We start from the raw sequence: 21,416 nt of genomic DNA, 5'->3' as shown, positions 1-21,416 counted from the left end.
ACGGGGCGGGGCTCAGCCCTCGACGGGACCGGGTTCGGCGTCGAAGCGCCGCGCGTAGCCGCGCTCCACCGCGATCGCGGCCACGTCGTCCCCGGCGCTGTCCGGCGCGCCGTAGACGGCGTAGACCACTTCGCCATTGCGGCGCCCGACCTGGTGCAGGCGGTAGCGCGACTGGCCGCTGCCTGTATCGGGCGGGTAGTGCGTGGGTGGGACGGCGGCATCGATGTCGAGTTCGCTGTTGTCGACGGGGCCGCCGACGAAAAGGGCGCGCATGCGGGGATCCTCTGCTTGCGGTGGGCCTGGGCACCGATGCTGGCAAAGCGCGCATTCGCGGGTGATGAAGCCGGCACCGGCGGCGCATCCGCGTGCCCCGCGGCACTACAATCGCCTGCCTCCAAGCCATCCGATGCAGGCCACGATGTCCAGCCACGGCGATCCCGCGCTCGACGCGCTGATGCTTCCCTTCGCCGACGGGACGCTGCCGCGCGCGCCGGGTGCGCTGTTCCTGCGGGCGCGTGGCGGTGCCGCGCTGTCGCCGAGCGACTGGCCCGGACTGGTCTGGGAGAACCCGTTCAGGCCCGACGCGGAGTCGCTGCGGCGGGCCGGGTTCGAGCTGCAGGCCGGAGATGCCGACGAAACCGCTGCTGCCCGTGGAGGAGGGGCCGGCGAGGCGGGTGCGGGCGATGCCGTCGAAGGCCGCTGGCCGCTGGTCCTGCTGTTGCCGCCGCGCCAGCGCGACGAGGCCCGGGCGCTGTTCGCCGAGGCCCTGGCGCGCGCCGCGCCGGGCGCGCCGGTGGTCGCCAGCGTCGCCAACGACGCCGGCGCGAAGTCCGCGGAGGCCGACTTCGCGCGCATCGCCGGGCCGGTGGCCAGCCGCAGCAAGCACAAATGCCGCGTGTTCTGGGCGCGCGCGGGGCAGGCAGGGGGTGATCCCGCGCTGGCCGCGCAGTGGCGCGCCCTCGACGCGCCGCGGCTGGTCGCCGGCGGCCGCTTCCTGAGCCGGCCCGGGGTCTTCGCCTGGGACCGCATCGACGCCGCCTCCGCCCTGCTCGCGCGCCACCTGCCGACCGACCTTCGCGGCCGCGCCGCCGACCTCGGCGCCGGCTATGGCTACCTGTCCGCCGAACTGCTGGAGCGCAACCCGGGCATCGCCGCTCTCGACGCCTTCGAGGCCGATGCGCGCGCGCTGGCGATGGCAAGGCACAACCTCGCCGGTTTCACGCCGCGGGTGGCGCTGGGCTTCCACTGGCACGACGTGGCCACGGGCCTGCCAGGCAGCTATGACGTGGTGGTGACCAACCCGCCTTTCCACGCACCGGACGGGCGCGAGCGCCCCGATATCGGCCGTGCCTTCATCGCCGCCGCCGCGGCCGCGCTGCGTCCCGGCGGCCGGCTGTGGCTGGTCGCCAACCGGCACCTTCCCTACGAGCAGGCGCTGGGCGGCGGCTTCGGCGAGGCGCGGATGGTGGCGCAGGAGGGGGGCTTCAAGGTGGTGGAGGCGGTGAAGGCGGGCGGTGCCGGAGTGCGTGGGGCTTCGCGTCGATGAAGCTGATCAAGGCGCTGGCGAACCTCGGTCACGGCAGCCGCAGGCAGGTGGCGCTGATGTTCCGCGAGGGCCGCGTCACCGACGCCGCCGGCGAAGTGCTGTACGCCGACGACCAGCCGGCCTGGGAGGACGTGCGCGTCGACGGCGAACCGCTCGATCCGCCGCCGGGCCTGGTGCTGATGCTGCACAAGCCCGTCGGACACACCTGTTCGACGAAGGACCGCGGGCGGCTTGTGTACGACCTGTTGCCCCCGCGCTTCGCGCTCCGCTCGCCGGTCCTGTCGACGGTCGGCCGCCTGGACCGCGAGACCAGCGGTCTGCTGCTGATGACCGACGACGGACAGCTGCTGCACCGGATCATCTCGCCGAAGTCGAAGCTGCCGAAGGTGTACGAGGCGACGCTGGCCGGACCGCTGCGCGGCGACGAGGCCGCGATCTTCGCCAGCGGCACGCTGATGCTCGATTCGGAAACCACGCCGCTGCTGCCGGCGGAACTCGATGTCGTGTCGCCCACCCTGGCGCGGCTGACGCTGCACGAGGGCCGCTACCACCAGGTGCGGCGCATGTTCGCGGCGGTGGGCAACCACGTGCTGGCCCTGCATCGCAGCCAGGTGGGCGGACTGTCGCTGGGCGATCTTCCCGAGGGGCAGTGGCGCATCCTCGACGCCGCGGATCGCGACCGGATCTTCACTGCGTCCGCTTAGGGAAAAGTGGTGGGGGTGCGCGCCGCGGGAGCCGGCTGGCGGGGGAATGCTCCACCCTGCGTCCAGCCATCCATGGCTGGAAACAGGGCCGTGGGCCATCCATGGCCCACTTTCCGCACTCCCCCCGCCATCCGGCTCCCGCACCACCTTCATGGCACGGCCGATTGACTGGTTCTTATCCCTGGACGCTCAAGTGAAGTCCGGGCAGTCCGCTTTTTATTCCTTCCCGAAGCCGAAGAACGCCGGAGCCCGTCCCGCGTACAGGGGGTGTGCGGACAGCCGGCCATGGATGGTCGGCGGCCGGCAGTGGTAGCAGGACGCGGAGACTGCCGGGGGAGCACACCCCCTGTGCGCGGGACGGGCCGCGCGGACCACAACGAAGCTGGGCTTCAAGCAGCGGCAACGCGCCAACAACTGCACGCCATCGTCCGGCCCGAGCCCGAAGTCCAGAACTCAGCCCTGTGACTCCTGGGGATCCTGGAACAGCTCCTGCCACCCGGAATGGCCCAGCTTCCGCAGGGTCTCGATGTTGCGCTCGACGATCCCGTCGGGATCGGGGAACGCCTCGACCGCGCGGGAGACGCTGTCCTCGCGCAGCAGGTGCAGCGTCGGCCAAGGCGAACGGTTGGTGAAGTTGGCGATGTCGTCCGGATCGCTGCCCGCGAACCGGTATTGCGGATGGAAGCTCGCGACCTGCAGCACGCCCTCGAGCCCGAGTTCCTCGACCAGCCCGTCGGTCACGTCGAGGAAGTCGTTGTAATCGAGGAAGTCCTGCAGCACGTGCGGATGCACGATCAGGGTGGTGTCGGTGTCCGTCGCCGGCGTGTCGCGCAGATGCAGCAGCTCTTCGCCGAGCTGCGCCAGCAGCGCCACTTCGTCGCGCGCCTCGCTCAGCACCATCCGCACCTGGCCCTTGTTGACCACGGCCTTCGCGAAAGGACAGAGGTTGAGGCCGATGACCGCCCGCTCCATCCAGCGCCGCGTGTCCCCGATCGCATCCATCATGTCCCTCCTTCGGGGAGCCTTGCGGCTTGCGTCAGTCGCGGAAGTTGTCGAACTGCAGCGGCAGCTCGAACTCCTTGCCGCGCAGCAGGGCCATCACCGCCTGCAGGTCGTCGCGCTTCTTGCCGGTCACCCGCAGCTTGTCGCCGTTCACCTGGGTGTCGACCTTGAGCTTCGAGGCCTTGATCTCGCCCTGGATCTTCTTCGCCAGCTCGCGCTCGATGCCCTGCTTGACCGTGATCTTCTGGCGCGCGCCGGCGACGTTGCTGTCGACGTCGCCGAACTCCAGGCAACGGGTGTCGATCTTCCGCGCGGCCAGCCGCGCGCGCAGGATGTCGGTCATCTGCTGCAGCTGGAACTCGCTGGGCGCGCGCTGGGTGATCACCGCTTCCTCGCGCTCGAAGGCCGCGTCGACGCCCTTGAAGTCGAAGCGCGTGGTCAGCTCGCGGTTGGCCTGGTCGACGGCGTTGGTGAGTTCGTGGGTGTCGACTTCGGAGACGATGTCGAAGGACGGCATGGCGGCGACTTCCGGTCGATGGAACAGGGCGTCAGGGTACCGCAACGCCGCCGCCGCCGGCCTCGGGCATCATGGGCGTCCACCTTTCCACGCCCTCGTCCGGACCCCGCCATGCACCCGATGGACCCCGTCGCCAGCGAGGACGTGGCCGCGCGCGACCGCCGCCGTGCCATCGTCGCGATGCTGCTGGCGGTCGCGGTGCTGTGCCTGATGGACGCGTGCATGAAACAGCTGGCCGGCACCTACCCGCCCATGCAGGTGGCGGCGCTGCGCGGCCTGGTCGGGCTGCCGCTGGTGCTGGTCTGGGCCGGGGCCACCACCGGACTGCGCCCGCTGTTCCGCGTGCACTGGCCGCTGCACCTGCTGCGCGGAGGACTGGGCGTGGTTTTCCTGTCCTGCTTCATCGCCGGTCTGCGCGACCTGCCCATGTCCACGGCCTACGCGATCAGCTTCGTGGGCCCGCTGCTGGTCACGGCGATGGCCGTTCCGCTGCTGCGCGAGCACGTGGGGCCGCGGCGCTGGACGGCGATCGTGGTCGGCATCGTCGGCGTGCTGGTGGTGCTGCGGCCGGGCGGCGAGGGCGTGCTCACGCGCGCCGGCCTCCTCGTGCTGGCGGGCACGGCCTGCTACGCGGCTTCGGTGGTGATCGTGCGCATGCTGGCGCAGCGCGACAGCGCGCAGTCGCTGGTGTTCTGGTTCCTGGCCATGGTCGCGGCCGGCGCGGGACTGCTGGCGTGGCCGCAGTGGGTGCCGCTGCGCATGGAGGACGGCTGGTTGCTGGCCGGCATCGCCGTGTCCGGGACCCTGGGCCAGGTCGCGCTGACCCACGCGTTCCGCCTGGGCGAAGCCTCGCTGATCGCGCCGCTGGAGTACACGGCGCTGCTCTGGGTGGTGCTCCTCGACCTGGTGCTGTGGCAGGTCCTGCCCGACGGCATGACCTGGCTGGGCGCCGCGATCATCGTGGCGAGCGGGCTCTATCTGATGCGGCGCGAGCGCGTGGTGCGCGCGCGACCGGCGGTGGCGGACGAAGGGTGAGCGGCGATCGCGCCGGGGAACGTGCTCCACGCCGGGCGACACGCTCCGCATGAAAGGAAGCGGGCCCGCGACGGGGCCCGCTCGGGGTACTGACGCGAAATGCAGTGGTCAGAAGCGCGCGCCGACGCCCACGCCCAGCATCACCGGGTCGAGCCGGGCATCGCCGGCCTTCACGCCATCGATCCTCAGGTCGGAATCGGCCTGGAACCAGCGCGCATCGGCGCGGGCGAACCAGGTCGGCGTGATGTTCATGTCGAGGCCCACCGTCGCCACTGCGCCCTTGGCGGTCTCGACGCCGACGCGTTCGCCCGCGGCGGTGGCCGTCTCCTTGTCGTAGTTGGTCTCGTGGTAGCCGAGGCCGACGAACGGGCGCAGCATGCTCTCGGGCGTACCGAAGCGGTACTGGCCGCTCAGCGAGTAGGGCTGCGCATCGACGCTGCCGACCTTGCCGCCGTCGGCGTTGACCCGCTGGCCGTAGCTGTCCGCGGCCCAGGCTTCGATGCCCCAGTTGTCGCTGATGTGCCAGGTGACGCCGAGCGTCGGCGTGCCTTCGCCGTCGAACTGCGTGCGGGTGCCGGCGATCCCGGGATTGCGGGTTGGCTCGACCATCGAATAGCCGGCGACGACGGACACGCGCTTGTCCGCGGCGCTGTCCTGGGCGAAGGCGATCGGGGTGATGGCAATGGCCAGGGCGGCGGGAATCAGCATCTTCATGGGGGACATGGCAAGTCTCCTCGTTACGAACGTATCGGCCCCGGGAGTGGGGCGCCGCCAAGCTATCGGGGCGCGCATGAATCGCTCTTGTCGCGGCCGCGCGGCGAGGGGAACTTCCACACGCCGGGTTCATCGTGCACACAGCGCGTCCACGCGGAGAGGAGGCGAAGGAATGGCCAGCAGAGCTTCCGAGGCGCAACAGCTCGCCAGGGTGCATCACTCTCGTCCCGGAGTCTGTAGAAGAACCAAGAAAGGGCGCTGCCGGACAGCATCGGAGGTGGCGCGGACATGCGGTCCGGCGCCGGCTGCGGCGTCAAGGTTGGCGCGTGCTGCGGGGCGGGGCCACAATAGCGGTCCGCCCGAGCGAACAGATGTGGAGATCCCGATGGCCAGCCCCCAGGAAGCACGCGTACCGGATATCGGTGGTTTCGACGATGTGCCGGTGATCGAGGTGCTGGTCGCGCCGGGCGACAAGGTCGAAAAGGACCAGGGCCTGATCACCCTCGAGTCCGACAAGGCCACGATCGAGGTGCCGGCGCCGTTCACCGGCACGGTGCGCGAGGTCAAGGTCAAGGTGGGCGATACCCTGTCGGAGGGCGGCCTGGTCGCGCTGATCGAGCCTGCCGAGGCCGACGGTGCCCCCGCGCCCGCCGCATCCGGACCGTCAGGCGGCGCGGAACGCGCCCAGCCCGACGCGCCCTCGAAGGCCACGCCCGCCGCGGAGACCGGCATCCAGGTGCCGCCGGTGGTGGTGCCCGAGGCCGCCGACAACATCGCCCGGGCATCGATCGATCACCAGGCCGGCGTCGCCACGGCCGAGGATGCGGCGCCACCGCGCCGCTTCGACGCCGACGCCGTGCTGCCGGGCAAGGTGCCCTATGCCAGCCCCGCGGTGCGGCTCTTCGCCCGCGAGCTCGGCGTCGACCTCTCGCAGGTGAAGGGCAGTGCGCGCGGCGGGCGGATCACCCGGGAAGACGTCCAGCAGTTCGTCAAGGGCGCGCTGCAGGGCGGCACGACGGCGGGCGGCGCGGCGGCAGCCGGCGCCGGGCTCTCGCTGCTGCCCTGGCCGAAGGTGGACTTCGGCAAGTTCGGCGAGGTGGAGGAGCAGCCGCTGTCGCGCATCAGGAAGATCAGCGGCGCCAACCTCGCCCGCAACTGGGCGATGATCCCGCACGTCACCCAGCACGATGCCGCCGACGTCACCGACCTGGAATCCCTGCGCGTCGCGCTCAACAGGGAGGGCGAGCGCGCCGCCGCGAAGGGCGAGGGCGTCAAGCTGACGATGCTCGCCTTCATCATGAAGGCCAGCGTCGCCGCCCTGCAGAAGTTCCCGGAGTTCAACGCTTCGCTGGACGCCAGCGGCGAGACCCTGGTGCTGAAGAAGTACTTCCACATCGGCTTCGCCGCCGACACGCCCAACGGCCTGGTGGTGCCGGTGGTCCGCGACTGCGACCGCAAGGGCATCAACGAGATCGCGCAGGAGACCGCGGCGCTGGCGAAGAAGGCGCGCGAGGGCAAGCTCGGGCCGGCGGAGATGTCCGGCGGCTGTTTCTCGATCAGCTCGCTGGGCGGCATCGGCGGAACCGCGTTCACGCCGATCATCAACGCGCCGGAAGTGGCGATCCTCGGCGTCTCGAAGGCGGCCATGCAGCCGGTCTGGAATGGCGAGGCATTCGCGCCACGGCTGATGCTGCCGCTGTCGCTGAGCTACGACCACCGCGTGATCGACGGTGCCGCGGCGGCGCGCTTCACCGCCTACCTCGCACAGCTGCTCGGCGACATGCGCCGGGCCATGCTCTGAGGGCGCGGACATGGCGAACACGATCGAAGTGAAGGTTCCCGACATCGGCGGCCTCGACGGCGTGCCGGTGATCGAAGTGCTGGTGGCGGTGGGCGACACCGTCGCCGTCGATCAGGGGCTGGCGACGCTGGAGTCGGACAAGGCGACGATGGAAGTGCCGTCGTCCGCCGCCGGCGTGGTGCGCGAGGTGAAGGTCAAGGTCGGCGACACCGTGTCCGAGGGCAGCGTGGTGGTGTTGCTGGAGGCCGGGGGCGCCGGTGGCAAGGCCGACGACAGGGCCCGCGCGGCCGCGCCGGCGCCGTCCGCCGATGCCGGTCCCGGCAAGCCGCCGGTCGCGCGCTCGCACCGCGCGCCCGCCGAACCCGAGGTGCCCGCGCCGGTCGCGCCCAGCGGACGCAAGGCCGACATCGAATGTGCCCTGGTGGTGCTGGGCGCGGGTCCCGGCGGCTACACCGCAGCCTTCCGCGCCGCCGACCTCGGCATGGACGTGGTCCTGGTCGAGCGCTACGAGGCGCTCGGCGGCGTCTGCCTCAACGTCGGCTGCATTCCGTCCAAGGCGCTGCTGCACGCGGCCGCGGTGATCGACGAGGCTGCGCATGCCGCGGACTTCGGCGTCACGTTCGGCAAGCCGGAGATCGACCTCGCCGCCCTGCGCGGACACAAGGAGCGCGTGGTCGGCCAGTTCAACAAAGGCCTGACCGGGATGGCGAAGCAGCGCAAGGTGCGCGTGGTCCAGGGCACCGGCAGCTTCGCCTCGGCCCACGAGCTCGAGATCACCGGCGCCGACGGCCAGGTGCAGTTGCTTCGCTTCGGCCAGTGCATCATCGCCGCCGGTTCCCAGCCGCTGGAGCTGCCGGGCTTTCCCTGGGACGATCCGCGCGTCATGGATTCCACCGGTGCGCTGGAGCTGGCCGATGTCCCGAGGAGGCTGCTGGTCGTCGGTGGAGGCATCATCGGCCTCGAGATGGCGACGGTGTACCGCGCGCTGGGCAGCGAGATCACCGTGGTCGAACTGGCGGACCAGCTCATGCCGGGTGCCGACAGGGACCTGGTCAAGCCCTTGGCCGACCGCCTGAAGAAGCAGGGCGTGGCCATCCACCTGAAGACGAAGGTGGTCGAGGCCAGGGCGCAGAAGAACGGCATCGCCTGCGGCTTCGAGGGCGAGAGCATTCCCGACGGCAAGCTGTTCGACCGCGTGCTCGTGGCCGTGGGCCGGGTGCCCAACGGCAGGCGCATCGGCGCGGAAAAGGCCGGCGTGGCCGTGGACGGGCGCGGTTTCATCGCCGTGGATGCGCAGATGCGCACCAACGTCCGCCACATCTTCGCGATCGGCGACATCGTCGGCCAGCCGATGCTGGCGCACAAGGCGTCGCATGAAGGCAAGCTCGCGGCCGAGGTGGCCGCCGGCGAGAAGCGCGAATGGATCGCGCGCGTGATCCCGTCGGTGGCCTATACCGATCCCGAGATCGCCTGGGTGGGCGTGACCGAGGCGGAGGCGAAGGCCAGCGGCATCCAGGCCGGCGTGGCGAAGTTCCCGTGGGCCGCCAGCGCGCGCGCGGTCGGTATCGGCCGCGGCGAGGGCTTCACGAAGCTGCTGTTCGACGAGGGCAGCAACCGCATCATCGGCGGCGCCATCGTCGGCCCGCACGCCGGCGACCTGATCTCGGAAGTGGCGCTGGCGATCGAGATGGGCGCGGAGGCGGCCGACATCGGCCACACCATCCATCCGCACCCGACGCTGTCGGAGTCGGTCGCGATGGCCGCCGAAGCGTACGAGGGGACCATCACCGACCTCTACATGCCGAAGAAGAAGCGCGGCTGAGCCGCGCTTCCGGCCGGGGCGCGAACGCGCCTGTGCTGCACGGGCCCGCGAGTACGGGCAGGCGCCCGCGCCTCAGGACGGGCCAGCGGGATCGTCGAGAAAACCGAAGCCCCGGCGGGTGCCGGGGCTTCCTGCGCGGCCGGGCCCGGATCGACGAGGAGACCGGGCAGGCCGTGCCCTGTTGGAGACCGCGCCGGCGGCGAAGGGTTCCCGCACGCGGACAATCCGCCGGCTTCCGCGGGACAGGCGCGCGTTCAGCTGTTTCCCCCGGATGGCATTGGCCGCGCGCGCGGAGTGACTGCTATACTTCCGGGGCTCGACGGGGCCCGTTTGTCACGGCCCCCGCACCACGGCCACAGGACACCACGTGTTTGATCCCCTCGCCGCAGGTCCGCGGCTGGTGCGGCGCACGATCACCCGGCAGGGGATCGCGGTCGCCGCGCTGGCGCTTGCGCTGCTCGCGAAGGGGTCCGCATGGGCCCTGGGGGCGGCGGCGGGGGGCGTGGCCATCATCGTGGGCGGTGCGCTGTATGGCGCGCTCGCGCTCGGTGGGGGCATCACACCGGCGGCTGGCGCGCTGTCGCGGCTGGTGCTGGGACTGACGGGCAAGTGGGTCGTGGTGATCGCGGCGCTGTTCTTCGCGATCGCAGTGGCGAAGCTGCCACCCCTCGCGGTCATCGGGGGCGTGGTCGTCGCCCTGGTGGCACAGGTGCTGGCCATGGCCGGCGGACATCGAAACGGGAATCCTTGAAATGGCGGCTGCGGCGGAACTCACCCCCACCAGCTACATCCAGCACCACCTGCAGAACCTGACCGCGTCGGTCGGCGAGGGGGGGCTTCATGACCCTCCACGTCGATACCCTGGTCAGCTCGGTGGCGATGGGCTTGTTCATCACCTTCCTGTTCTGGGCCGGCACCCGTCGCGCCACTTCCGGCGTGCCCGGCAAGTGGCAGGCCTTCGTCGAGATCCTGCTCGAGTTCGTCGACCGCCAGGCGCGCGACACCTACCACGGTTCCAGCAAGCTGGTGACGCCGATCGCGATCACCCTGTTCTTCTGGATCCTGATGATGAACATGCTGAAGTTCATCCCGGCCGACTTCTTCGCCATTCCGCTGTCGTGGGTGGGCGTCGAGTACTGGAAGCCGGTGCCGACCGCGGACGTCAACGCCACCCTCGGCATGTCCATCAGCGTCTTCTTCCTGATGCTGTTCTTCGCCCTGCGTTCGAAGGGCCTCGGCGGCTTCACGAAGGAATTCCTGACCGCGCCCTTCGGCAAGTGGATGATGCCGTTCAACCTCATCCTCAATATCGTCGAGTGGCTGTCGAAGCCGATCTCGCTGGCGATGCGACTGTTCGGCAACATGTTCGGCGGCGAGATCGTGTTCCTGCTGATCTGGGTGCTCGGCGGCGCCGGCCTCATCGGCATGCTCGGCGGCGCGGTGTTCGGCCTGGGCTGGATGATCTTCCATATCCTGGTGATCCCGCTGCAGGCCTTCATCTTCATGATGCTTTCGATCGTCTACCTGAGCCTGTCGGAAGACAGCCACTAAGCGTTCCAGCTCCTCCAGTTCCACCCTCCACCCTTTCGTCCAACCAACTCAAGCAATACGCCCGGAGATAACCATGGAAACCATCCTCACCACGCTTGCCCAGGTCCAGGCCTTCACCGCCCTCGGTATCGGCATCATGGTCGGCCTCGCCGCGCTCGGCGCCGGCATCGGCCTGGCCATCATGTCGGGCAAGTTCCTCGAGTCGGCCGCGCGCCAGCCCGAGCTGATCCCGGTGCTCCAGGTCCGCATGTTCATCACCGCCGGCCTGATCGACGCCGCGTTCATCATCACGGTCGCCGTCGGCCTGCTGTTCGCCTTCGCCAGCCCGTTCATCGGTCCGTGGACCGCGCAGCTGGCGCAGCTGGCCGGCTGATCCCGGCGCGCACGGTGCGGGCGGCCAACGTCGCCCGCATCCCGCAGCAGGGCCGGCATGCACCCTGACCGCATGCCCCGACCACCACGACAGGCACCGCCATGAACATCAATCTCACCCTGATCGCACAGGCGCTCGCATTCGCCGGGCTGATCTGGCTGATCGCCACCTTCGTCTGGCCGCCGCTGCTCAAGGCCATCGAGGAGCGCCAGCAGAAGATCGCCGAGGGCCTCGCCGCCGCCGACAACAGCCAGCGCGCGCTCGCGCAGGCGCAGGACAAGGCGAACGAGGAGCTCAAGGCCGCGCGCACCAAGGCCAACGAGATCATCGACCAGGCGCACCAGCGCGCGAACCAGATCGTCGAGGCCGCGCGCGTGGAGGCGCAGACCGAATCGATCCGGCAGAAGGCGCTGTCCGACGCCGAGATCGAGGCTTCCGCCAACCGTGCCCGCGAAGAGCTGCGCCGCCAGGTGTCCGCGCTCGCCGTGACCGGCGCGGAGAAACTGCTCAAGCGTGAGATCGACGCCAACGCCCACAAGGCGCTGCTCGACGAACTCGCCGCGGAGATCTGAGCCCGATGAGCCAGGAGATCACCCTCGCCCGTCCCTACGCCCGCGCGGCCTTCGCGATCGCGCGCGACCGCGGCGAACTGGCGGGCTGGTCGCAGGCGCTGGCGCTCTCCGCCCGCGTCGCGGCCGACCCGCGCGTCGCGCCGCTGCTGGGCCACCCGTCGCTCGCCGACGCCGAGGCCGTGGAGCTGCTGGCGCCCGGCGCGGCGACGGCCGGACAGCGCGATTTCCTCGCGCTGCTGGCAGCGAACGGCCGCCTGCCGCTGCTGCCCGAGATCGCCGGCCTCTACGAGGACCTGCGCGCCGCGGCGGAGAACGTCGTGCGCGCCACGGTGACCTCGGCGGCCGAGCTGTCGGAGGGCGAGCTGGCCACCATCCGCGCCGCGCTCGAGCGCCGCTTCGGCAGCGCGGTCGAGGTCGAGCGCGCGGTCGATCCCGCCCTCATCGGGGGCGCGGTGATCAGCGCCGGCGACGTCGTCATCGACGGCTCCCTGCGCGGCAAGCTCGCGCGCCTGCAGTCGGCCCTGGGCGCGTAGGAGCAGCTACAGCTGCGATTGCGACAGCTCGATCAAGTACCCAGGCCATCGCGCCCCCGGCCCCGCCGGACCCGATGACCACCACAAGATCCACTTACCGCGCACCAGCCGCTGGCGCGCACCGAGGAACCGGAAATGGCAAGCACCCAGCTCAACCCCTCTGAAATCAGCGAACTGATCAGGAGCCGCATCGAGAAGGTCAAGCTGGCCGCCGAGGCGCGCAACGAGGGCACGGTCACCTCCGTGTCCGACGGCATCGTGCGCATCTACGGCCTGGCCGACGTGATGCAGGGCGAAATGATCGAGCTGCCGAACGACACGTTCGCGCTCGCCCTGAACCTCGAGCGCGACTCGGTCGGCGCCGTCGTGCTCGGCGACTACGAGCACCTGCGCGAGGGCGACGTGGCCAAGACCACCGGCCGCATCCTCGAAGTGCCGGTGGGCCCGGAGCTGCTGGGCCGCGTGGTCAACGCGCTGGGCGAGCCGATCGACGGCAAGGGCCCGATCGCCGCGAAGATGTCGGCGCCGGTCGAGCGCGTCGCCCCGGGCGTGATCTGGCGCAAGTCGGTCGACCAGCCGGTGCAGACCGGCTACAAGTCGGTCGACGCCATGATCCCGATCGGCCGCGGCCAGCGCGAGCTGATCATCGGCGACCGCCAGACCGGCAAGACCGCAATGGCCATCGACGCCGTGATCAACCAGAAGGGCACCGGCATCAAGTGCGTGTACGTCGCCATCGGCCAGAAGGCTTCGACGGTCGCGAACATCGTCCGCAAGCTGGAAGAGAACGGCGCCCTCGAGCACACCATCGTGGTCGCCGCCACCGCGTCGGAATCGGCAGCGATGCAGTACATCAGCGCCTACTCCGGCTGCACCATGGGCGAGTACTTCATGGACCGCGGCCAGGATGCGCTGATCGTCTATGACGACCTGTCCAAGCAGGCCGTGGCCTACCGCCAGATCTCGCTGCTGCTGCGCCGCCCGCCGGGCCGCGAAGCCTATCCGGGCGACGTGTTCTACCTGCACTCCCGCCTGCTCGAGCGCGCCGCGCGCGTGTCCGAGGAATACGTGGAGCAGTTCACCAAGGGTGAAGTGAAGGGCCAGACCGGCTCGCTGACCGCGCTGCCGATCATCGAGACCCAGGCCGGCGACGTCTCCGCGTTCGTACCGACCAACGTGATCTCGATCACCGACGGCCAGATCTTCCTCGAGACCGACCTCTTCAACGCCGGCATCCGCCCGGCCGTGAACGCCGGCATCTCGGTGTCGCGCGTGGGTGGCGCGGCGCAGACCAAGATCATCAAGAAGCTGTCGGGCGGCATCCGCATCTCGCTGGCGCAGTACCGCGAGCTGGCGGCGTTCGCTCAGTTCGCCTCCGACCTCGACGACGCCACCCGCAGGCAGCTCGAGCGCGGCCAGCGCGTCACGGAGCTGATGAAGCAGAAGCAGTACCAGCCGATGTCGATCGCCCACCAGGCGCTGTCGATCTACGCCGTCAACGAGGGCTACCTCGACGACGTCGCGGTCAACAAGATCGGCGCCTTCGAAGCGGGCCTGCACGCCCACTTCGACAACACCGCCGGCGAGCTGGTCTCGAAGATCAACGCCAGCGGCGCCTGGAACGACGAGATCGAAGCGGCGTTCCGCAAGGGCATCGAGGACTTCAAGGCGACGGGCTCCTGGTAAGCAGGGCGGGGCCCACGGGCGCGGCGGCTTCCGGCCGCGGCGCCTGAGGCGGCCCCGGACCCGGGACCAGGAATTCCAGACCACATCTAGCGAGCGATCACATGGCCGGCGGCAGAGAAATCAAAACCAAGATCAAGAGCGTGCAGAACACCCGCAAGGTGACGCGCGCGCTGGAAATGGTCTCGGCCTCGAAGATCCGCAAGGCGCAGGAGCGGATGAAGGCCTCGCGCCCGTATGCGCGCGCGATGAAGCAGCTGATCGGGCACCTCGCGCAGGCCAACACCGACTACCGGCACCCGTTCCTGGTGGAGCGGCCGGAAGTGAAGCGCGTCGGCTACATCATCGTGTCGTCCGACCGTGGCCTGGCCGGCGGGCTGAACAACAACCTGTTCCGCAAGCTGCTCGGCGAGATGCGCGAGTGGCGCGAGAAGGGCGTGGAGGTCGACGTCGTCACCATCGGCCAGAAGGCGACGGTGTTCTTCCGCCGCCTCAAGGTCGGCATGCTGGCCAGCGTCAGCCACCTCGGCGACAACCCCGAGGTCGAGCAGCTGATCGGCATCGTCAAGGTCATGATCGACGGCTTCGTCGAGGGCCGGCACGACCGCGTGTTCGTGGTCTACAACGACTTCGTCAACACCATGACCCAGCGTGCGGCCTTCGACCAGCTGCTGCCGCTGCCGCCCTCGGACGAGCAGCTGATGACCCATGACTGGGACTACCTGTACGAGCCCGACGCCGAGTCCGTGCTCGAGCACGTGCTGACCCGCTACATCGAGTCGCTGGTGTACCAGGCGGTGATGGAGAACATCGCCTCCGAGCACGCCGCGCGCATGGTCGCGATGAAGGCCGCGAGCGACAACGCGACCAAGCTGATCGACACGCTGAACCTGGTCTACAACAAGGCCCGGCAGGCGGCGATCACCCAGGAAATCTCCGAGATCGTGGGCGGCGCGGCGGCGGTCTGATCCAAACAGCATGTGGGAGGGGCCGCAGGGCCCGGTCCCGAGCAACGGCGGCCATGGCCGCTCCCGCAAACGAGAAAACAGCAGGTTCCAGAGGACTTAAGTGATGAGCAACCAGGGCAAGATCGTCCAGATCATCGGCGCCGTCGTCGACGTCGAGTTCCCGCGCAGCGACGTGCCGAAGGTGTACGACGCGCTGAAGGTCGACGGCACCGAGATCACGCTTGAGGTGCAGCAGCAGCTGGGCGACGGCGTCGTGCGCACGATCGCGCTCGGCTCCACCGACGGACTGAAGCGCAACCTCGTGGCCACCAACACCGGCAGCGCGATTTCGGTCCCGGTCGGCGCCGGCACGCTGGGCCGCATCATGGACGTGCTCGGGCGCCCGATCGACGAGGCCGGCCCGGTCGAGGCCTCGGCGCACTGGGAGATCCACCGCGCCGCCCCGTCCTACGAGGACCAGTCCTCGTCCACCGAGCTTCTGGAAACCGGCATCAAGGTCATCGACCTGATGTGTCCGTTCGCCAAGGGCGGCAAGGTCGGCCTGTTCGGCGGCGCCGGCGTCGGCAAGACCGTGAACATGATGGAGCTCATCAACAACATCGCGAAGGCGCACTCGGGCCTGTCGGTGTTCGCCGGCGTGGGCGAGCGTACCCGCGAGGGCAACGACTTCTACCACGAGATGAAGGACTCCAACGTCCTCGACAAGGTGGCGATGGTCTACGGCCAGATGAACGAGCCGCCGGGCAACCGCCTGCGCGTCGCGCTGACCGGCCTGACCATGGCCGAGTACTTCCGCGACGAGAAGGACGAGTCGGGCAAGGGCAAGGACGTGCTGCTGTTCGTCGACAACATCTACCGCTACACCCTGGCCGGTACCGAAGTGTCGGCGCTGCTGGGCCGCATGCCGTCGGCGGTGGGCTACCAGCCGACCCTGGCCGAGGAGATGGGCGTGCTGCAGGAGCGCATCACCTCCACCAGGACCGGTTCGATCACCTCGATCCAGGCCGTGTACGTGCCCGCGGACGACCTGACCGACCCGTCGCCGGCGACCACCTTCGCCCACCTCGACGCCACCGTCGTGCTGAGCCGCCAGATCGCGTCGCTGGGCATCTACCCGGCGGTGGACCCGCTGGACTCGACCAGCCGCCAGCTCGATCCGAACGTGATCGGCGCCGAGCACTACGAGACCGCGCGCAAGGTCCAGGCCACGCTCCAGAAGTACAAGGAGCTCAAGGACATCATCGCGATCCTGGGCATGGACGAGCTGTCGGAAGAGGACAAGCAGGCCGTGTCGCGCGCGCGCAAGATCGAGCGCTTCTTCTCGCAGCCGTTCCACGTGGCCGAAGTGTTCACCGGTTCGCCGGGCAAGTACGTGCCGCTGAAGGAGACCATCCGCGGCTTCAAGGGCATCGTCGACGGCGAGTACGACCACCTGCCGGAGCAGGCGTTCTACATGGTCGGCAGCATCGACGAGGCGGTCGAGAAGGCCGCGAAGATGGCCGAGAAGGCCTGAGGCAGGTAGGGACCCATGACCACCATCCGTTGCGACATCGTCAGCGCCGAGGCCGAGATCTTCCGCGGCGAGGCCACCCTGGTGGTCGTCACCGGTGAAGTCGGCGAGCTCGGCATCGCGCCGCGCCACGCGCCGCTGATCACCCGCCTGAAGCCGGGCAAAGTGGTGGTGACCCAGGCCGACGGCCAGAAGCTGGACTTCGCCATCAGCGGCGGCATCCTCGAGGTGCAGCCGCAGGTGGTGACCATCCTCGCCGACACCGCCATCCGCGCCGACGAGATCGACGAGGAGAAGGTGCGCAAGGCGAAGGAAGAGGCCGAACGCGTGCTGGCCGGCCGCGGCGAGGCCATGGACCTGGTCGAGGCCCAGAAGAAGATGGCCGAGGTCGCGGCCCAGCTGCAGGCGCTGGAGCGGCTGCGCAGGAACCTCAAGCACTGAGGACGGCAGCCGTCCGCGAAGAAAGAGCCCCGCCACGCGCGGGGCTTTTTCGTGGTTCAGAGGCGGTAGATCCAGTGCCGCGACACGACGAATCCGAGGACGCCCAGCCCCGCCTCGACCAGCGGTTTGGCCAGCCACGCCCACTGGCGCCCCAGCAGATCATCGATCGCCTCGATCGCGACCGTGCTGAGCAGGGTCATCACCAGCCACATGGCCACGAAGCGCAGCAGCTGCCTGCGACCCAGGGCGTGCCCCTCGCCGGTGAAGGTGAACTTGCCGTTGAGCCAGAAGCCCAGCAGCGCCCCGCAGACCCGGCCGACGATGTTGGCCAGGCCGATCCGCAGGCCGAGGTGGCTGAGCAGCACCATCACTGCCCAGTCCAGCAGCCACTGGATGCCGCCGATCGCCAGATAGCTCGGGCCCTGCCGGACCAGGCTCATCGCGGGCGCTCCCCGGACCCGTGGATCCGGAACCCGGGCATGACATTCGGCGCGGTCGGCGGCATTGCGCGCATGCTAGCAGCACCCCTCGCTAGAATGGCCTGCCGGCAACCGCGACAGGACGCACCATGCCCGACGAGCACAGTCCGATGACCGAACTCCACGTCGTGATCCTCGCCGCCGGCGAGGGAAAGCGCATGCGGTCGGACCTGCCGAAGGTGCTGCAGAAGATCGCCGGCCGGCCGATGCTCGCGCATGTGATCGATGCCGCGCGCGCGCTTGGGCCCGCCGCCATCCACGTCGTCCATGGCCACGGCGGCGACCAGGTGCGTGAAGCCTTCTCGGGCCAGGCCGACCTGGAGTGGGTGGAGCAGGCGAGCCGGCTCGGCACCGGCCATGCCGTGCGCGAGGCGATGCCCGGCGTGCCCGACGGCGCCCAGGTGCTGGTGCTCTACGGCGACGTGCCGCTGATCACGACCGCCACGCTGCGACGCCTGCTCGCCGCCGGCGACCGCCTTGCCGTGCTGGTGGCCGAGGTCGACGATCCCCGCGGCTACGGCCGCATCGTCCGCGATCCCGAAGGCAACGTGGGGGCGATCGTCGAGGAGAAGGACGCCGACGCCGCGCAGCGCCGCATCAGCACCATCAACACCGGCGTGCTGGCCGCCGAGGCGACCGCGCTCAAGAACTGGCTGGGCCGGCTGTCGAGCGACAACGCCCAGGGCGAGTACTACCTGACCGACGTCTTCGCCATGGCGGCGGCGGAGTACAGCGCCGCGGAGATGGTGTTCGTCGACGATCCGGTCGAGACCGAGGGCGCGAATGATCCCTGGCAGCTGGCGCAGCTGGAGCGCGCCATGCAGCGGCGCCTGGTGCGCGCGCTGTGCGGCGAGGGCGTGCGTTTCGCCGATCCGGCGCGGGTCGACATCCGCGGAGAAGTCACGGCCGGGCGCGACGTCGAGATCGATGCCGACGTGGTGTTCGAGGGCCGCGTGGTGCTGGGCGACGGCGTGCGCATCGGGCCGTTCTGCCGCATCCGCGACGCCGAACTCGGCCCGGGCACCGAGGTGCGCGCGCACTGCGACATCGAGGGTGCGCGCACCGAGGGCGCGGTGCGCATCGGCCCGTTCGCGCGCCTGCGCCCCGGCACCGTGCTTGCCGACGGCGTGCACATCGGCAACTTCGTCGAGACCAAGAACGCGGTGCTCGGCGTGGGCAGCAAGGCCAGCCACCTCAGCTACCTGGGCGACGCCGACATCGGCGCCGGCGTCAACGTCGGGGCCGGCACCATCACCTGCAACTACGACGGCGTGAACAAGTCCACCACCACGATCGGGGACGGTGCGTTCATCGGCTCGAATTCGTCGCTGGTGGCGCCGGTGACCATCGGCCGCCAGGCCACGATCGGCGCCGGTTCGGTGATCACCGGCAACGCGCCCGAGGGCAAGCTGACCCTCGCCCGCGGTCGCCAGCAGACCATCGACGCCTGGCATCGTCCGACCCGGAAACCGGAACCCCCGGCCTCCTCCTCCCCGTAGGGGTTCAGTCGGGCAGCACCATGCTCACGCACAGGCCGCCGCCCTCGCGGTTGAGCAGGGCGAGGCGGCCGCCGTGGGCTTCGGCGATTTCACGCGCCAGCGCCAGGCCCAGGCCGGTGCCGTGGCGCTTGGTGGAATAGAACGGCAGCAGCGCGTTCGACAGCACCGTTTCGTTCATGCCGCTGCCGCGGTCGAGCACGTCGATGCGCCAGCCTTCGGGCAGGCGGCGCAGCGAAACGCGCACGCCTCCGGGCTCCGAGCCGGATTCGTGCGCGTTCTTCAACAGGTTGAGCATCGCTTGCCCGAGCTGGGCGGCGTCGGCGCGAACGCTGCCCTCGACGTGGCCCTCGATGCCGAATTCCACCTGGCTGCGCAGTCGCTCCAGGAAGGCCTGCCACTCGATCGCTTCCAGCCGCGGCGCGGGCAGCTTGGCGAAGCGCGCGTAGTCGCGCAGGAAACCCTCGAGGTGGCGCGCGCGCTCCTCGATCGTGGCCAGCGCCGCCGGCAGGCGCTCGTACTGGCCGCGCTTCAGCAGCTCCGCGCCCGAGTGGGCCAGCGACGCGATCGGTGCCAGCGAATTGTTGAGCTCGTGGCTGATCACCCGGATCACCTTCTTCCAGGTCTGCACCTCCTGACGACGCAGCTCGGCGGTGAGCTGGCGCAGCAGCACCAGTTCATGGCGGCGTCCGTTGAGGCGGAACAGGCGGCGGCTCAGGTGGTAGATGTCCTCGTCGTCCTCGCTGCCGACGGTGAACATGCCGTCGCCGCCGCGGGCGAAGGCGTCGCGCAGCGCTTCGGGCGCGCGCGCGAGCAGTTCGTCGAAGGCCACACCCTCGAGCCGGTGCCCATCGCCCAGCAGCTTGCGTGCCGCGAGGTTGCCGAGCACGACGTGGCCGGACGGATCCACCAGCAGCATCGCCACCGGCGTGTTCTGGACCATGGTGTCGAGCAGCAGCTCGCGCTGCACCAGGCGCTGGCGCTGGTCGCGGAGCGTGTCGCCCAGCGCACGATGCGCGTCCACGAGTTCGGCCAGCTCGCCGCGGCCGTCCCAGGACACCCCGAAGCTGTAGTCGCCGTCGCGGTAGCTGGCCACGCTGCCGGCGAGCGCGCGGAACAGCGAACGCGCCGGACGCAGAAGGCGGCGCACGTGGTAGAGCAGCAGCGGCAGCGGCAGCAGCACCGCCACCGGCAGCGCCAGCCAGCGCGGCCGGATCCAGGTCTCGAGCCACAGCGCCAGCCCCACCGCAAACGCCATGCAGACGAGCGCGAGCGCGACGAAGGCCAGGCCCAGCGGCGGGCGCCAGGGCCGGCGCATCAGTCGCGTCGGATGCCGAGGCGGTCGAGGCGGCGGTACAGCGCCTGCCGCGACAGCCCGAGTTCGCTGGCCGCCTGCGCCAGCACGCCGCGGCTGCGGGCCAGGGCGGATTCGATGGCGGCGCGATCGGGTTCCTCGGCGACGTGCGCCCCGTGCGTGGAGCCGCTGGCCGCGGGCAGTCCCAGCGCGTCCCCGGCGACCGCCTCGCCGGCCGACAGCAGCGCCGCGCGCTGCACTACGTTGCGCAGTTCGCGGACGTTGCCCGGCCAGGCGTGGCGCAGCAGGGCGCGCTCGGCGTCGGCGCGCAGGCGCTTGCCCGGCGGCAGGAAGTGCAGTGCAAGCGGCAGGATGTCGTCGGGCCGCTCGGCCAGCGGCGGCAGCCGCAGCTCGACGGCGTTGAGCCGGTAGTAGAGATCCTCCCGGAAGCGGCCGTCGCGGATCATCGCCGGCAGGTCGGCGTTGGTGGCGCTGACCACGCGCACCCTGACCTGGCGTTCGCGATTGCTGCCCAGGCGCGCGAAGCGTCCGGTCTCGAGCACGCGCAGCAGCTTCATCTGGCCGGCGGGCGGCAGGTTGCCGATCTCGTCCAGGAACAGGGTGCCGCCGTCGGCGGCCTCGAACTTGCCCTCGCGCGCCTTGCCGGCCCCGGTGTAGGCCCCGGCCTCGGCGCCGAACAGTTCGGCCTCGATCAGCTCGCCCGGCAGCGCGCCGCAGTTGAGCGCGACGAACGGGCCGTCCTTGACCATCGAGTTCGCGTGCACGATCTCGGCGATCTTCTCCTTGCCGGCGCCGTTGGGCCCGGTGATCAGCACCGGAAGCTCCGAGCGCGCCACCTGGCAGGCCAGCGCCAGCAGCCGTTCGCTGGCGGGGTCGGCGTAGACCACGCCGCACAGGTCGTGGCCCTGCGCCAGCGCGTCGCGACGGCGGCGCTCGGCGCCGCGATGGCGGGCGAGTTCACGCCGCGCCTCGGACAGCTCCAGCAGGTTGTTGACCGTCGCCAGCAGCCTGCGGTCGTCCCATGGCTTGGCCAGGTAGTCGGCGGCGCCGGCCTTGACCAGGTCGACCGCCGACTCGAGGTGCGTCCAGGCCGTGAGCAGGATGACCGGCAGGTCGGGTTCCCGGCCGCGGATCGCGTGGAACAGCGCGATGCCTTCCTCGCCCGAGGTGGTGTCGGCATGGAAGTTCATGTCCTGCACCACCAGGTCGACGCCGCCCTCGCGCAGCCGCGCCAGCCCCTCGTCGGGGGACCGCGCGGACACGCTGTCGATGTCGTGCAGCGAGAACAGCACCTCCAGCGCTGTGGCGACGGCGGGATTGTCGTCGATGATCAGGATGGTCGGCATCGGACCCG

Annotated in this window: 21 protein-coding genes and 1 pseudogene; 15 read left to right on the top strand and 7 right to left on the bottom strand. The window is 70.3% G+C overall.

From position 1 onward, the window contains the following. Positions 1-12 precede the first annotated feature (12 nt). Positions 13-273: a hypothetical protein gene (locus tag FPZ22_RS06010; protein ID WP_144891314.1), complete on the bottom strand. Its 261-nt coding sequence runs from the start codon at positions 271-273 to the stop codon at positions 13-15. Positions 274-418: 145 nt separating this feature from the next. Here FPZ22_RS06010 and FPZ22_RS06005 point away from each other — a divergent pair, with 145 nt between their 5' ends. Beyond that, on the top strand, positions 419-1,546 hold the full coding sequence (locus FPZ22_RS06005) for a class I SAM-dependent methyltransferase (RefSeq protein WP_144891312.1): 1,128 nt from the start codon (positions 419-421) through the stop codon (positions 1,544-1,546). After that, positions 1,543-2,250 (top strand): pseudouridine synthase, encoded by a 708-nt coding sequence (locus FPZ22_RS06000; protein ID WP_144891310.1) that lies wholly within the window; start codon positions 1,543-1,545, stop codon positions 2,248-2,250. The genes FPZ22_RS06005 and FPZ22_RS06000 overlap by 4 nt, the downstream gene beginning before the upstream one ends. Before the next feature lie 453 nt (positions 2,251-2,703). Here FPZ22_RS06000 and FPZ22_RS05995 read toward each other — a convergent pair whose 3' ends face one another. Both FPZ22_RS05995 and FPZ22_RS05990 read right to left on the bottom strand, forming a co-directional pair. Beyond that, on the bottom strand, positions 2,704-3,255 hold the full coding sequence (locus tag FPZ22_RS05995) for a DUF1415 domain-containing protein (protein WP_144891308.1): 552 nt from the start codon (positions 3,253-3,255) through the stop codon (positions 2,704-2,706). 31 nt (positions 3,256-3,286) lie between these two features. Continuing rightward, on the bottom strand, positions 3,287-3,769 hold the full coding sequence (locus FPZ22_RS05990) for a YajQ family cyclic di-GMP-binding protein (protein ID WP_144893975.1): 483 nt from the start codon (positions 3,767-3,769) through the stop codon (positions 3,287-3,289). Positions 3,770-3,889: 120 nt separating this feature from the next. On the opposite strand from FPZ22_RS05990, the gene FPZ22_RS05985 reads away from it, so the two are divergent. Next, the gene (locus FPZ22_RS05985; RefSeq protein WP_246121007.1) at positions 3,890-4,804 is read left to right on the top strand and encodes a DMT family transporter; all 915 of its coding nucleotides are present in this window, start codon (positions 3,890-3,892) and stop codon (positions 4,802-4,804) included. Between the two features lie 108 nt (positions 4,805-4,912). On the opposite strand, the gene FPZ22_RS05980 is transcribed toward FPZ22_RS05985, so the two are convergent. Continuing rightward, positions 4,913-5,527, bottom strand: coding sequence for an OmpW/AlkL family protein (locus FPZ22_RS05980; RefSeq protein ID WP_144891306.1), 615 nt, complete (start codon positions 5,525-5,527; stop codon positions 4,913-4,915). A 163-nt stretch (positions 5,528-5,690) separates the two neighbouring features. Between FPZ22_RS05980 and FPZ22_RS05975 the strand changes: the two genes are divergently transcribed. The 11 genes and pseudogenes from FPZ22_RS05975 (at position 5,691) to FPZ22_RS05925 (ending at position 16,772) form a co-directional block, all read left to right on the top strand. Beyond that, positions 5,691-7,319, top strand: coding sequence for a dihydrolipoyllysine-residue acetyltransferase (locus FPZ22_RS05975; RefSeq protein WP_425463021.1), 1,629 nt, complete (start codon positions 5,691-5,693; stop codon positions 7,317-7,319). Positions 7,320-7,329: 10 nt separating this feature from the next. Then, complete coding sequence (gene lpdA, locus FPZ22_RS05970) at positions 7,330-9,141, top strand: dihydrolipoyl dehydrogenase (protein ID WP_144891302.1); 1,812 nt, start codon at positions 7,330-7,332, stop codon at positions 9,139-9,141. 367 nt (positions 9,142-9,508) lie between these two features. Continuing rightward, positions 9,509-9,892 (top strand): hypothetical protein, encoded by a 384-nt coding sequence (locus FPZ22_RS05965; protein ID WP_246120950.1) that lies wholly within the window; start codon positions 9,509-9,511, stop codon positions 9,890-9,892. 1 nt (position 9,893) lies between these two features. Next, a pseudogene (atpB, locus tag FPZ22_RS05960) lies at positions 9,894-10,692 on the top strand (F0F1 ATP synthase subunit A). 73 nt (positions 10,693-10,765) lie between these two features. After that, the gene (atpE, locus tag FPZ22_RS05955) at positions 10,766-11,065 is read left to right on the top strand and encodes a F0F1 ATP synthase subunit C (RefSeq protein WP_144891300.1); all 300 of its coding nucleotides are present in this window, start codon (positions 10,766-10,768) and stop codon (positions 11,063-11,065) included. Between the two features lie 101 nt (positions 11,066-11,166). After that, the gene (locus FPZ22_RS05950) at positions 11,167-11,637 is read left to right on the top strand and encodes a F0F1 ATP synthase subunit B (RefSeq protein WP_144891298.1); all 471 of its coding nucleotides are present in this window, start codon (positions 11,167-11,169) and stop codon (positions 11,635-11,637) included. A gap of 5 nt (positions 11,638-11,642) precedes the next feature. Next, on the top strand, positions 11,643-12,170 hold the full coding sequence (locus tag FPZ22_RS05945; RefSeq protein ID WP_144891296.1) for a F0F1 ATP synthase subunit delta: 528 nt from the start codon (positions 11,643-11,645) through the stop codon (positions 12,168-12,170). Between the two features lie 135 nt (positions 12,171-12,305). After that, positions 12,306-13,856 carry a F0F1 ATP synthase subunit alpha gene (gene atpA, locus FPZ22_RS05940; protein WP_144891294.1) on the top strand — a complete coding sequence of 517 codons (1,551 nt, stop codon included), beginning with the start codon at positions 12,306-12,308 and terminating at the stop codon, positions 13,854-13,856. A 101-nt stretch (positions 13,857-13,957) separates the two neighbouring features. Further along, positions 13,958-14,821, top strand: coding sequence for a F0F1 ATP synthase subunit gamma (gene atpG / locus FPZ22_RS05935; protein ID WP_144891292.1), 864 nt, complete (start codon positions 13,958-13,960; stop codon positions 14,819-14,821). Between the two features lie 103 nt (positions 14,822-14,924). Continuing rightward, complete coding sequence (gene atpD / locus FPZ22_RS05930) at positions 14,925-16,334, top strand: F0F1 ATP synthase subunit beta (RefSeq protein ID WP_144891290.1); 1,410 nt, start codon at positions 14,925-14,927, stop codon at positions 16,332-16,334. A 15-nt stretch (positions 16,335-16,349) separates the two neighbouring features. Next, on the top strand, positions 16,350-16,772 hold the full coding sequence (locus tag FPZ22_RS05925; protein ID WP_144891288.1) for a F0F1 ATP synthase subunit epsilon: 423 nt from the start codon (positions 16,350-16,352) through the stop codon (positions 16,770-16,772). Positions 16,773-16,828: 56 nt separating this feature from the next. On the opposite strand, the gene FPZ22_RS05920 is transcribed toward FPZ22_RS05925, so the two are convergent. After that, positions 16,829-17,212, bottom strand: a complete 384-nt coding sequence (locus FPZ22_RS05920; protein ID WP_144891286.1) for a GtrA family protein — start codon at positions 17,210-17,212, stop codon at positions 16,829-16,831. A gap of 128 nt (positions 17,213-17,340) precedes the next feature. Between FPZ22_RS05920 and glmU the strand changes: the two genes are divergently transcribed. Beyond that, complete coding sequence (gene glmU / locus FPZ22_RS05915; protein ID WP_425463020.1) at positions 17,341-18,750, top strand: bifunctional UDP-N-acetylglucosamine diphosphorylase/glucosamine-1-phosphate N-acetyltransferase GlmU; 1,410 nt, start codon at positions 17,341-17,343, stop codon at positions 18,748-18,750. Positions 18,751-18,754: 4 nt separating this feature from the next. On the opposite strand, the gene FPZ22_RS05910 is transcribed toward glmU, so the two are convergent. Then, the gene (locus FPZ22_RS05910; protein WP_246120949.1) at positions 18,755-20,065 is read right to left on the bottom strand and encodes a sensor histidine kinase; all 1,311 of its coding nucleotides are present in this window, start codon (positions 20,063-20,065) and stop codon (positions 18,755-18,757) included. After that, complete coding sequence (locus FPZ22_RS05905; protein ID WP_144891284.1) at positions 20,065-21,408, bottom strand: sigma-54-dependent transcriptional regulator; 1,344 nt, start codon at positions 21,406-21,408, stop codon at positions 20,065-20,067. The genes FPZ22_RS05910 and FPZ22_RS05905 overlap by 1 nt, the downstream gene beginning before the upstream one ends. Between the last annotated feature and the right edge of the window lie 8 nt (positions 21,409-21,416).

It is taken from the genome of Luteimonas granuli (assembly GCF_007795095.1).
Lineage (GTDB): Bacteria > Pseudomonadota > Gammaproteobacteria > Xanthomonadales > Xanthomonadaceae > Luteimonas > Luteimonas granuli.
This window is presented reverse-complemented; position numbering and strand designations above follow the sequence as displayed.